At 63.4% G+C, this 12,625-nt stretch carries 9 protein-coding genes; 3 read left to right on the top strand and 6 right to left on the bottom strand.

The window, feature by feature from the left end:
* Positions 1 to 112 precede the first annotated feature (112 nt).
* The 6 genes from BM075_RS20615 to BM075_RS20590 all read right to left on the bottom strand — a co-directional run bounded on the left by BM075_RS20615 (position 113) and on the right by BM075_RS20590 (position 7,397).
* Positions 113 to 2,737 (bottom strand): AAA family ATPase, encoded by a 2,625-nt coding sequence (locus BM075_RS20615; protein ID WP_093362598.1) that lies wholly within the window; start codon positions 2,735 to 2,737, stop codon positions 113 to 115.
* A gap of 74 nt (positions 2,738 to 2,811) precedes the next feature.
* Positions 2,812 to 3,939, bottom strand: coding sequence for a hypothetical protein (locus tag BM075_RS20610; RefSeq protein WP_177208436.1), 1,128 nt, complete (start codon positions 3,937 to 3,939; stop codon positions 2,812 to 2,814).
* Positions 3,936 to 5,183 (bottom strand): type II toxin-antitoxin system HipA family toxin, encoded by a 1,248-nt coding sequence (locus BM075_RS24890; RefSeq protein WP_093362597.1) that lies wholly within the window; start codon positions 5,181 to 5,183, stop codon positions 3,936 to 3,938. Before BM075_RS24890 ends, BM075_RS20610 begins: the two co-directional genes overlap by 4 nt.
* Complete coding sequence (locus BM075_RS20600; RefSeq protein ID WP_093362596.1) at positions 5,176 to 5,511, bottom strand: helix-turn-helix domain-containing protein; 336 nt, start codon at positions 5,509 to 5,511, stop codon at positions 5,176 to 5,178. Before BM075_RS20600 ends, BM075_RS24890 begins: the two co-directional genes overlap by 8 nt.
* A gap of 528 nt (positions 5,512 to 6,039) precedes the next feature.
* On the bottom strand, positions 6,040 to 6,636 hold the full coding sequence (locus BM075_RS20595; protein ID WP_093362595.1) for a hypothetical protein: 597 nt from the start codon (positions 6,634 to 6,636) through the stop codon (positions 6,040 to 6,042).
* Positions 6,636 to 7,397, bottom strand: coding sequence for a ParA family protein (locus tag BM075_RS20590; protein WP_093362594.1), 762 nt, complete (start codon positions 7,395 to 7,397; stop codon positions 6,636 to 6,638). Before BM075_RS20590 ends, BM075_RS20595 begins: the two co-directional genes overlap by 1 nt.
* A 597-nt stretch (positions 7,398 to 7,994) precedes the next feature.
* Here BM075_RS20590 and BM075_RS20585 point away from each other — a divergent pair.
* Genes BM075_RS20585 through BM075_RS20575 form a run of 3 tightly spaced genes read left to right on the top strand, consistent with a single transcriptional unit; the run spans position 7,995 to position 12,360 of the window.
* Positions 7,995 to 8,549, top strand: coding sequence for a helix-turn-helix domain-containing protein (locus BM075_RS20585; protein WP_093362593.1), 555 nt, complete (start codon positions 7,995 to 7,997; stop codon positions 8,547 to 8,549).
* The gene (locus BM075_RS20580) at positions 8,542 to 10,377 is read left to right on the top strand and encodes a relaxase/mobilization nuclease domain-containing protein (protein WP_093362592.1); all 1,836 of its coding nucleotides are present in this window, start codon (positions 8,542 to 8,544) and stop codon (positions 10,375 to 10,377) included. Before BM075_RS20585 ends, BM075_RS20580 begins: the two co-directional genes overlap by 8 nt.
* Before the next feature lie 9 nt (positions 10,378 to 10,386).
* Entirely contained in the window at positions 10,387 to 12,360 is a 1,974-nt protein-coding gene (locus BM075_RS20575) for a type IV secretory system conjugative DNA transfer family protein (protein ID WP_093362591.1), read from the top strand.
* The last annotated feature ends 265 nt before the right edge of the window (positions 12,361 to 12,625 follow it).

The raw sequence follows: 12,625 nt of genomic DNA, 5'->3' as shown, positions 1-12,625 counted from the left end.
AGCCATCGAAATGGGACTGCAACGTCCTCTGCAATCATGGATGTGGGCTAGCTCGGATCGTTCCACGACGAGAACGCTCCCCTTATGCGAGGCTGCGCAACATGATATGTGATCATGCGGCCTTCTCCTGCCGCGACCGAATGTCGGCGATCCATTTTCCCAATGCGTCGATTTCGGTCTCGATCACCGATGGCGCGGGCAGCCGTGGATTTATCTCACCCGGCTGACTGTGCAGGAGCGCCGAGCAACGACCGAACGCTTCCCGCATAGCCGTACAATCTGCATCGGTGAGGACGGTAAGCTTGATGAGGCCAGTTGTGTCCACCTTGCGCGATAGGCGGCGGATCACAGGTCCGACCACCTCCTCGACTGCTCGCTCCCAAGTCGTGCGAAGCTGGTCCTGAAAGGACGTCACTTCGCGCAGCCATTTCGCCTGATCCCCGCGTTCATAGTGGATATTCACGTTACCAAGATGCGTCTTCATTCCGTCAATCACCTTGTCGATCGGCATGACATTGGCCGGCGGGTCCTGATGGCAATAGCCCGCGTTCTCCGTCCCGCGGCTGATCAGTCGGTACGACATGGGCGTCGCCTCACGATCTTTGATCGCTCGGCAGGCTTCATCGAGGAGAAGCAGGAACGCCATGTCGTGGGTGAAGACGATCACCTGGCGCGTCTGGCCGGCCTCGGCCAACCGGGACGCCACCCGGTCGCGATGCAAATGATCGAGAGAGGAGACGGGATCGTCGAACACGATCGCGGATTGGGCATCGATGGTCGACAACTCGGCGAGAAAAGCGGCGAGCGCGACACAGCGATGCTCTCCTTCGCTCAGGACCTTGCCGACCGGTTCGCTTGGCTTGTTGATCAGTCGGACCTGGAAGAAGGGGACGCCGGCCGTTGTCTTGGCCTGCTGGAGTTCGATAGCGAGGCCGGCAACGCCAAGTTTGTCCACCTCGATTGCGAACCTGCCGCGTAAACGGTTGGTGACTAGTGCCTGGGCGATACGGGCGCTCTGGGTAGTGATCTTGTTCGTTGCGGTATCCTTGCTGGCTTTCTCGATCGCCTCGATGGCCGCACGGCGATCGATCTGGGCAAGCACATCGGCCTTAACCACACCGAGCCATTTGCGATTGGCAAGGCCATCGCGCTCGGCGATGAGCGCTGCGCGCTGCGGAGAGCTGGCTTCCGACTGCAAGCCTTCGATGCGCGTGGCGATGCTGCTGAGTGCCGTGCGCAGCGGATCGAGCGAGATGGTGCCGGGGGGCGGAAGATCAGGCAAGACCACAAGGCCGTGGGTTTTCAGGATGGCACGTAGCCGCCACGCCAATAGGAGAATCTCGCGGCGGAGGGCGTTCGCAGCTTCCTCCTGGCCGACATCATCGCGGATCGTCGCAACGATCGCGATCAAGTCCTTCATAGAAATGGCGTGCGCCGAGATCTCGTCGACCAGTTCGACATAAGCGTCTGAGGCTTCCTGTTCGCGGCGCTTGCTCTCGTCCTGCACGAAAGCCTCGAAACTGCTGAGCCGCTTCGAGGCTTCCTCGCTGAGCGGCTGCTGACAGAGGACGCAATGGGCATCAATCTTGATTGCAGGGAACGGGCGATCTGGATAGGCGGAGGCACGCGAATAATCCCGGGCTGCCTCCCACAGGGCCTTCCAGACCTCCGAGCCGATGTCGGGAAGTGGTTCATCGGCGAAAAGGTTGGCGGAGGCGGCAGCAGCGGCAGAGCGCGCCGTTGCAAGTTGCGTGTGGGCTGCGCGTAGCGTTACCCGGCTTTCGTCCGTCGCGGCGGCGGTCAGCCGTTCGAGCTGCCCGATCGCTGACTTGATCCTGGCTTCCTGACCCTGAAGCTGGCGAACGTTGCGCGCCGGGTCGCTGGCGAGGTCGGTGTTGAGCGTGTGAAGGCGGGTTTCTTCCTCGGTCGACAGACCGGCGAGCTTGTCGATGGCTTCTGAATTAGTCTTTCCCGTCAGACCGGAGATCAGCTTGCCGACTGAAGTCTCCAGCTTGCATTCGGGTATCGAAAGAACGGCCGGGGTCTGCTCTTGTAGCGCCTTTATCTCGGCGGCCAGTTTGCCTTTGACGTCCTGGCAGGCCTGGGCCAGCCCAGCGAGGATGCGGAGCGGCAGCGGTGTGTAAGCGAGATCGTTCGTGTTTTCGACATGTACGTTGGCGGTCCGCGAGTCGAACACGCTCACCGCGGAGAGCATGGCGTCCGGTGGGCTACCCTGGGCCCATGACGCGCTTCGCTTCTGGGCGCCAATATAGAAGTTGACGCTGGCTGCGGGAGTGCCTGAGCCGGTCGAATAGATGTTTGGCAGGATTGCATCGCCCTTCGGCGAACGCGCTCGACAGAGCTGCTTGAGGACCCGGGCGTAGCCGGACTTGCCGGCGCCATTATCGCCGTAAATGACAGTGAGGCCGGATTTGCCGAAGGTGAGCCGTTCCCCAGGCGCAAGGGCATTGACGTGCGAAAGGCTATGGAGAGCGCCGAGGCTGACGACGGCGTGGCTGGCCGCCGGGTCCCGGACGTGCGTCGCATCGAGTGGACTGCCTTTGTCTGTGCCTTTGCAGACCGCGACAAGCACTGTGATATCGGCGGCCTCCAGCTTGGACTGACCGCACAGACGTCTCAGCGCATCGCGTTGCCAGGCGGGCAGGTCCACCGACCACTTGAGTATATCGGCCAGTGCTGCAGCTTCATTCGAGAGATCAGTCTCGTGCGCGTCCATGTCTTCTGCCCCGATCCCGCCCGCAAGATCTGGCGGGCTGTTTTCTATTATGGTTGTCTTCCGTGATCATTATTTCAGGTGCCGCCTTTCATGCGCCGCTCTTGGCCGAGTGGAATGATCCAGCCGCCAGCACGATCCGGTCGTGCAAATTCGTCCGGGCCCGTCTTGTCGGCGAGACGGCTGCGAATGGCTTGCGGCTCGGCGTCGATTGCGGCGCGAATGAGCTCGTGTTCGATCCCGACGAACACGGGCCGGAGATTAAGGCGGGAGAGTGCTTCTTGATCCGCTGGTTCAATGTCGGTGTCGGTGAGCGGTCCGGCGCGAGTGACGATCCCGCCGATCAGACCGTCCATGGCGACACTTGCCTTCTCAACATCCCGCACCGGAGAAGCGTCAAGCAGCGAGCGAGCACGCTGTGTCTCGCCTTGTAGCCTTCGTGGAAATGATTGTCGCGTTAGGCTCCGAAGCACGCCAGCCAATTCAGCATGGCCGAGCGGCTTGATCAGATTGGCGATGTGGAGGCGAAGCATGCCGATGAAGAGCGCGTCCTTCTCCTCCTGGGTGTGAGGCTCGCCTTCCTCGATGGGGTCCCGAACCGAAAGACGGGCATCGGCTGGACCGGCCGTTGCCATTCCCCAGCGCGTGGCGATCGCGATACGCTTCACCCCGACCTTGTGGCCTCGGACAGTGACGTCGATCCGACGTGCTTGCGCCCATGCTCGGTCCAGCGCTTTGGCGGGGCCACCGATATCGTGGCAACCCTTGGCTTCGGCGACAGTCAGCGAAGACAGGTCGGATGCGCAGGCGATCCAGTCAGGCAGGTCGCCACGGGCGAGGCGTGTGATCTTGACCTTATGTCGGCGATCGAGGTCGATCGTGTGGCTGCCGAGATGGGCGAAAATCGAGAGGTTGAAATAGCGCTCGAGGTAGGCACGCGCGACGAACCGTCCGAACAGGCCGGAGAGCGCGACCTTGACCTCTCGTGCTTGACCGAGCGGCTCCCTGAACAAGAACGGTGTGCCTGAGCCGGTCGGGGCCAAGAGCGCATCGAGAATCGACCAGGCGCCATAGGCCGCGCCCGGTGTCTGAAGCACCTCTCGGATACCGGCATCCTCTATCTCGGAAACTTCCAGATCGACGATGGCCCCGGAGACCGGGCTCGCGCTTGGCGGATCGAAGCTATGCAAGAATGTCCTGGTCATAACGCCAGCGCCCGCGTGAGATCGTCGTGCTCGAAGGCGCTGGCCATGCGGGTAATCTCGGACGATCGTGCGCCTACGACCTTTGCGGTCTCACGCCATGTCGCAGTCACGGTCGCGACCTCCTTGATGATCGCGCGTGCCTGCGCCAGCGTGAGGGCGAAATACTCCGAAGCCCGTTCAAGCAGATCGAGCGAGCAGGTGCCCTCATCGAGGTCGATGTTTGTCGTCAGCACGCGCGCCTTCAGGTCCGTGGGCACCGGATTGAGGTTGTAGGCGGGCGAGAGCGACCATCCAGCCTTGCCGAGCCACAGAAAGCCGTGATTGCGCAAATGATCGTCGATGTTGGAGATCAGAACATTGAACACGACACGCCGATAAAGTGCGTGGGCGTCCGTCTTTCCCTGTGCGCCATGCTGGGTCAGTGCGTCGACGATCTCGGGATAGCTGCCACGTTCGCCGTCCTTGGCACCCATCATCGCCATGGCAGACAGGAACGGGATGCGGATCGCACGATCGCGGTCGAAGCGTCGCGATAGCATCACCGATTTACCAGCCACATCGACAAGTTCGTGTTGTGGGGTGGCGATACCGGCTTGGCCAGCCAGCCGTAGCGCGATCTCCTCCCAGGTTTCCATACTGTAGTCATCTGTCTCCTTGGGAAACTTGGCGATGGAGAGATGGCCATGTTGGTCGATAACCGAGGCTTTCGGCCGCGCACCGCCAAGGGAGGAGCCGGGCGCGAAGATCAGTTGAAGATCTTCGTCCGTTTCCTCGTCCCGGAGAATCCGCTCGGTGATCTGGAGAAGACGGCCAAGCTCGATCAAGGCTGGCACGCCGGCCCTGATCGGCGCCTGGAAGGTCTCTTCGCCGGCCCAGCGAAATCGTAGCGCGCCGAGGCGCGTCTCATCTGCGACCCCAAGCAGGTAGTCACTTTCCGCAAGCGTGCGGACTGCTCGGCCCTCGCGGTCGGCTAAGCGACGCTCGGCACGCTGCATGAGGCGGCGGCCCCAGGTATCTGGAGCGGAGTCGCCGATGGATCCGAATGTCGCCAGACCGGCAGGAGGAACGAAGGCGCCGCGCGTAAGAGCGAGCGCAGGCTCAAGTGAGAAGCGCTCGGCGTCCTCAAGCCAGGCGCCGTCATATTCGAAAAGGATGGTCTCTGTGCCTCGAACGCGGTTGCTTCTCGCCAATCCGATCGGGCGCGTGCGGCCGTGAAGATCGATATGGACCTCGAAGTCAGCCATTGCGGGACGACCTCGTTGACCGCTTCAGATGAACGCGCTTGGGCAGATCGGCACTCGCCAGTGCTTGCCCGACACTATCATTGCTTATGTCGGCAACTTGACCAAGACCTTCAAGCAGCCCAAGGGCCTGAAGTACAGCAGCATAGATGCCGATGCTGACATTTGTGTCGCCGGCTTCGACCCTTTGCAGGGTCGAACGGGATGTGAACGCGCGCTCCGCGACGACTGCCATGGGCAGCTTGCGGCGGCGTCTGGCGTCGTGGATATCCGCGCCGAGCTTACGCAGGGCGCGGCGCACGGCCGCTGGAGGAGTATGTGGAGTAGGCATTTGCTACCTTCGCACTACAGATTTGCAGAATATGTAGCACGAAGATTACAAAAATTCTAGCCCCAGTCCGGATGAATTGCGCTTCCCGGCAGCGGGAACGGCCCAATTCATTTGGAGAAACTGTCGGCGAAGCGAAAGGGCGGTTGATCTCGATCGAGTCTCCCCCGGCGAGACACTTGTCGAAGCATGCCAGGTTTCGCTACGCGTGCCGTCCGGCAGTACCTCGGGGCGTCTAGCAGGACACTCGCCGCGGGCCGTGCTGCCAATTTCCGCGATTGCTGTGCCGCTCTGTCGACTGGCTGCTCCCTGCCCAAGAATTTACATAAAGCGGACTAGGCGAAAATCCTGCCATTCGGGCACAGTCCATTCCGGAATGCATCTACCTCAAATTGGTCGACAGCATGGCCAACCACCGCTTCCTATATCCTTCGGCGAAGAGGTGATCGGCCGGAGTGACCGGATGGGTCGCGGCCCTCCGCTGCGTGAAATGCAGACCCTTTTGCGCATTCGCACCCGCTCTTGGTCCGTCTACCCAACGAACTGTCGGACCTTGTCGATCACCCTGTCCCAGATCTCGCTGGCGTGCGCCGCAAGGATCGCCTCGCCGGCATTGGTCGCGGGCATGACATTGATCGGATCGTGCTGCGCGCGATATGCGGTGACCAGATCCGCCGGCAGCGACAGGCGCGCCCGGCCTATCGATCGCCCGGACTTCCATGCGGCGAGCTCATCGGAGCCCGGGATGGCATAGGCGCTGAACGGCATGGCGGCGACTTCCTTGGCGAGCAGGCGACGAAGGTGTTCGTCGGTGAGGCCGTTCCCCTTCAGAAGCGCGGAGACCTCGTGACTGAGCGTGTCCGGAACCCGTACCTGCAGCTGGATCGAGACGCGTTCACCGCTCGCGGCCGGTTTCGATGGCTGCTGGGAGGCATCAACGACCTTCTCGGTCTCGTCGGGGCGCGGGTTCCCTGCCGTCGATCGGTCGGAATGTGCCGTCTCCGTGGAAGGTGACGCCGCGTTCTTCCTCTCACGCGTCCTGAGGCTCGGCGGCGGCGTCGCCGCCGATATCGGGCGCGCCCAGCCGGTCTCATCGGGTGCGGTGACGGTTGGACGTTTGCGCGGCATCAGGCGGTTTCCTCTTCCCGGGCAAGATAGAGCTCTCCACCCAGAACCTCGTTGAGGACATCAGCGCCGCGGGCGAGCGCCTTGTGGGCGCTTCGCGCCGTGATCCGAACGGTGGCGGCATCGGCGAGCTCGCGGTTGACGGCGAGCGCGTAGAGCGGGCCTTTGGCGGCCATGGTGCCGTAGTCGGCGGCACGCCGCAGGGTTGTCGGGGTCGTCGGCAGTTCCGACCGAATGGTGCGATAGGCCTCGCGCTGTGCGACTGGCAGACGGTCGGGAATATCGTCGGCCAGGGCGTTGAGAACGAAGACGACCGGGGGCACGTCGCCGCCGCTGACCCGCTCTGCGAGGCCTGTGAACCAGTCCCTCATGTCGAGCGCCGAGCGAACGTCATTGGCGCCGGTCAGGATTGGCGAAACCACATGGTCGGCCACAAGGACGGCGGCTTCGATCCTGTCGCTGGCAAATCCAGGTGTGTCGACGAAGATGTAGTCGAGCCGATCGCTGTCATAGGCATCGTCGATCCAGGCGGCGACCTCGTCCGGGTCCTCCGAGGTCAGAAGCTCGGCGCCTTCCGCCCAGAGCCCGTGTTCCCGCGCCGCCGCGACCCACTTGGTCAGGTTCAGCATCGGGTCCATGTCGACGAAGCCGACGCGCGCATTTCCGGCGAGCGCAACGCTGCCGAAGATCATCGCGAGCGTGGTCTTGCCCGAGCCGCCTTTGTTGTTGATGAGCGCGATCACGCGCAGGTTGTCGTTGGGCATCTTCGGCCTCTCCACTCGATGGTTGCTGGCGTGCTTCGCACGGAGGGCCGATGTGCGCCGGTCAGTGAGGCGATGTCAACGTGATGTGTGCTGCGTGCGCTGTTCGATGGCTGAGTTGCTCCGCCCGCTGTCCTCTGTGCGCCGGGCCATGTGCCATGCGTCCTGTGCAGTGTGCGCTGTGCCAAAGGGACAGTGCTGGGGGCGATGTGCTCCCTTCCAGAAACTATGCCCGCCGTGCCACGTGTTTTGGCCAGTGTGCCAACGGGGACATCCGGTTCCGCCTCGCCAAACCCCGGCGCAACCGCCCTTTGGTTCATGCCCCGGACCCCGGTCGCGTTGCGGCGCGTCAGGAAAACCGGTTCGGCACGAGGGAGACAGCATTCACGTGGGCGCGGGCCGTGTGTCAGGTGCAGGGGTTCTTTGAAGCACCACCGAGCCGCCGTCGGTTTTCGGCGATTGCGGCAATCGCCTGCCGTTTTCAGCGGGGTCGGATTTTGGCTGGCCGGTGCAGGGAGTACATACTAGGAAAGTGGAATCTCGTAAGACGTAAGGATTGCAGGATATGGTAAACGTAAACGTTACAAATGAGCTCAAGCCTTGCGACTGACGGCAAAGCAGAAGGAATCCGCGGCCCGCATGGTGCTGGGCGGGACATCCGTTGCCGAGGCGGCGGCGCATTTCGGGGTGTCGCGGCCGACGATCTACCGGGCGGTGGGGAAGTTCCGGGGGCAGCGAACGACCTCACGGGCAATACATCCGGTGGCGTTTCGACTGTCGGAGGCAGAGCGGGCCGGGCTGGAGCGGGCGGTCGAGGCGAGCCGGCACGGGAGCCAGTCGGCGTATCTGCGGGCGCTGGTGCGCCAGGCGGTCGGCTTCTACGAGCCCGATGCCGAGGCAGAGGCCGCGCTGGACGCAATGCAGGCAGAGCTTGCCAGGGCGGGAGGGAACCTCAACCAGGTGGCGGCGGCGCTGAGCCTGTCGGTCCGGAAGATTGGCCGGGCGGATCCGGCACGGGCGCAGATCGAGCAGATCCTGGCGCTGGAGGATGAGGTGGTCGCGTTGAAGCGGCTGCTGCGGGATCTGATCTCGAACTCGCAGGTGCGGGCCGCGGCGATTGTCGCTTCCGTGGAAGAGGGGGCATCGGATGGTTGACCGGACGGCTGTCGACGCGGTGATGGGACGGCTCTTCGAACGGATGCCCCGGGCTGTCGGGGCGCCGCGGGATCGGCGCCGGCCGTCCGGATCGGCCGGGCGGGAGGCGTCCCGCAGCCGGATGGGCACGATGGCGCGGGCGGCGTCGGGCCGGCCCGCGGCGGTGTTCAAGCTGATCAAATCCGGCGGCTGTGTCGATGCAAAGGGACTGAAAGGCCAGCTCGATTACGTGTTCAGCAAGTCGGTGGCGCTGGTCGACCCGACGGGGTTGCATGCCGGGAAGGAGGGGCTGGAGGCGGGCGACATCGATCGCATTGCGCGCAACTGGGAGCAGGATTGGTGGGGGCGGACGAAGGTCGGCTATTCCAGCCACATGCTGCTGAGCTATCCGATCGGGACGCCGGCCGGGAAGGTGCGGGACATCACCGCGGCCGTCTGCAACGAGATGTTCAGCTCGGGTGACGTCCGGTACAAGTACATCGCCGGGGTGCATACGGACCGCGATCATCCGCATGCGCATATCATCCTCAATCGCCGCGGCAGCGACGGGAAACTCTTCACGCTGCGCTATGGAAGTGCGGTGAGCTACCAGTCGATCCGCGATGCAATGGTGGCCCATGGCGAGCGCCATGGCGTCGAGATGACGGCGAGCAACCGGTTCGAGCGGGGGCTGGTGCATCGGCCGCCGACCACGCGGGAGGTCTACAAGGCACGAGAGCAACACCGCGCACCGAAGGACCGGGTTCGTGTCGGGTCCGATCTGGACTTCGCGAAATCCCAGGTGGACAACGCCGCTTCGCTCTATGGCGCACTGGGCGTTCTTGCCGAGAGGCAAGACCTGCATCGGGTCGCGGACGTGCTGTCCCGCGCCAATGCCGTTTTGAATGAATACGGGCCCCTGCCCAGAGGAGATGCGTTTATGGCGGATGCCGAGACCCTGTCGGAAGCGGAAGGCTTCGACACTGTGCTTGCGGAACTTGAAGACCGGTTCGGCAGGATTGGCGAGAAACTGGATGCCCTGCCAGCGTCTGAGCGTGCCGATCTGGAGAAGGAGCAGGCCGATCTCCTGGCCGATCTGGCCAGCCTCAATCGGGCGGCTCCGGGCAATGAAAGCCTTGAAACCCCGCCGGGAGACGCAAGCCCCTACAACGCCGTCCTCGTCTCCGACCCCGATCGCCTGGGAGATGAACGCACGGTCTCGCAGCTCGGCGAGACCCTGGCGGAATCCGGTATCGATCCGAAGACCGTGCTGGCGCGGGTCGAGGCCGGCAACGAACGGCAATATCTCGAGCGGCAGTGGATGCTCGACGATCTGCAAAACCATGCCGCGGCGCGCGGTCTGGACCTGACGGCATCGGAGGAATTCCAGGAGGCCCGCGCCAGCCTGGAGGATCTCTACGCCGAGATACGCCAGGACCTGCAGGAAGTCGGTGCCTTTGCGCATGATCTGGAGTTGTCGGAAGCCGGTGGAGAGCTGGTCGAAAGGCCGGCGATGCCGGAGGCGATCCGGCGCGGGGTCGAGGCCGCCGAGCGGGGGGCGACAGTTGCGGACCCGGGCGAGCGTTCGGCCATCGCCGACGCCCTGCGGGAGACACTCGACGGCGAGGTGCTTCAACAGCTGCGCGCGGGGCGTTCGGATGTGCTGTCCGGGATCACGGCCTCTCCCGCGGCGCAGAGCGCGCTTGCCTCGATCCTGGTCGAGGAGGATCGCGAGCGCGGCCATTCGATCGACGCACAGGCTGCCGCCGATCTCCGCCGCGAGGCGGCCGAGCGCCTGGTCGCGCAGCGTAGGCCGGGCCACGGGTCCTCTGGCATCGATCACGAGTAGGGACGGACGATGCCACGTATTCTTGGCGGCTATGCGCTCTTCGCCATCTGCGGAGCGGCCATCGGCTATGTGCTGGCCACGGCCTGGCTCGGGTTCCGGCTGGGGATCGATGTCGACTACCTCGCGATCCTCACCGGCTTCCCCGGCCTGATGCGGGTCGATCCCGATCTGGCACAGCAGACGGCACTCATTCTCGGTGGCGGAACGCTCGGAGCGATGTTCCTGGGGGGCTATTTCATCACGGAGCGGCTTTCGCTCTACGGGGTCACCCACTGGCAGACCCATGCCGAACTCCGGCGCGGGCAATTCTTCCAGGAGCCGGGCAGGGGCTTCCTGCTCGCCCGGACCTCGCGCCCGTCAGCGCGCCTAGGTCGGTTCATCTGTTCGCGCAAGCATCCGCATTGCATGATCGTGGCGCCCACCGGCCGCGGCAAGGGGGTGGGTTTCGTGATCCCGAACCTGCTGACCTACAAGGGTTCGACCGTAACGCTCGATGTAAAGGGGGAGAATTTCGAGAAGACATCGCGCCGGCGGGCGTCGCTGGGCGACCGGGTATTCCGGTTTGCGCCGACGGATTTCACCGGACCCTCGCATCGGTACAACCCGCTCCTCCGGATCTACGGGCTTAAGGATCCCGATCAGCAGATGTTCGAGCTGAACAAGCTCGCATCGCTCTTCCTGCAGACCGAGAACCCCGGCAACGAGAGCCTTCTGCGCGGTGGTATCAAGGCTTTCGTTGCCGCCGGCATGCTGGCCTTCGAACGCAGGATCCCGACGCTCGGCGAGGTCTACCGGATCGTGAATGGCGGGGGGTCGGACTATGCGGAGTCCTTTGCAGCCCATGCGCTGGAGACCCGCAATCCGCAGGTGCAACTGCAGTGGGAGGCGCTTTCGAAGGTCACCGAGCGGACGCTGTCGGGGTATATCTCGCTCCTGAACACGTCGGGGCTGGACCCCTGGGAGAACCATCATACCGACCGGCTGACCTCGGAGACGGATTTTTCCTTCGCGGAGATCCGGAAGGTGCCGCATTCGATCTATCTCACGATCCCGCCGCAGGACATCAAGCCGATGGCCGGGTTGATCCGGCTGTTCTTCTCGGACCTGATCGCCTCGCTTGAACATCACGAGCCGGGCGCGGATGAGCCCTGGCCGGTGATGATCGTGCTCGACGAATTCCACAAGCTCGGCAAGATGCCGATCGTGACGGAGTCGATCACCACGCTCCGCAGCTATGGCGGCCAGCTCGCGATCATCACCCAGACCATCCCGAAGCTCGACGAGATCTACGGCCGCAACGAGCGTCTGAGCCTCGAGGGCGGCGCCGGGATCAAGGCCTACATGACACCTTCGGAGGAGATGACGGTCGAGAGTGTTTCCGAAGCCTGCGGCATGACCACGAAGCGGGTGGTGTCGAAATCTCGGCAGTCGGGGCATCTTCAGCGGGTGACGGTTTCCGAACGGTCCGAAGAGGTGCCGCTTCTCCCGCCCGACGAGGCACGGCGGCTGGATCGCGAGGACATCATCCTTGTGGTCGATGGCGATCACCCCATCCGCGCGAAGGCGATCAACTATCGCTTTGACCGGATGCTGAAAGGGTTGTTCGAATCCCAGGATGGGCAGGATCTTCCGGCGCTGTCGCGGGAAGAGATCCAGATCCGCGAGTTGCGGGATCGGGTCGACGCCGGTGAGCGTCAGGTGAAGGCCAGCGCAGCCGGTGAAGCCGGTGCAGCGGAGGAGTCCGCGGCGACGCTTGAGGCGATTGTCAAACTGACCGAGCGGCTGTCCAGGTTCGAGGAGAAGGTCGAGCAACGGCAGGTGGAGGTTGGCCGAGGCGGGGGCGGCGATGCGGTGGACGAGGTCACGTCAAAGCCACCGCGCCGGCGGAAAGGGCAGGGGAATTCGCCGAGGATCGATCTGGGCGGGATCACGGCAGAGAGCATTGAGCAGGAGAGGGGAAGGAAGAAGGAAATCGTTCGCTGAACTTTCCGTGAGGCCGGTTCGTGGTCAGAGGCTATGTGGCAATCCAAGACCTGGAAGAATTCTTCCGTGACCATGGATCATACGATTTCTGAGCGGTTCATCCCATTAGCTCATTCGGCATATAGGGTGAGAGGCCGTGGTTCTTTCCAACTGGGTGATGGCCAACGATGTCGATGGAGTGGCTCGAGGCAGTCTGGCGCGGGAGATCACCTTGGCCGGTCTTGGCGGCGGTTGCATTCTTTCTAAATTACCTGATTTGTGCCCT

Source organism: Tropicimonas isoalkanivorans (genome assembly GCF_900112335.1).
GTDB classification, from domain to species: Bacteria; Pseudomonadota; Alphaproteobacteria; order Rhodobacterales; family Rhodobacteraceae; genus Tropicimonas; species Tropicimonas isoalkanivorans.
This window is presented reverse-complemented; position numbering and strand designations above follow the sequence as displayed.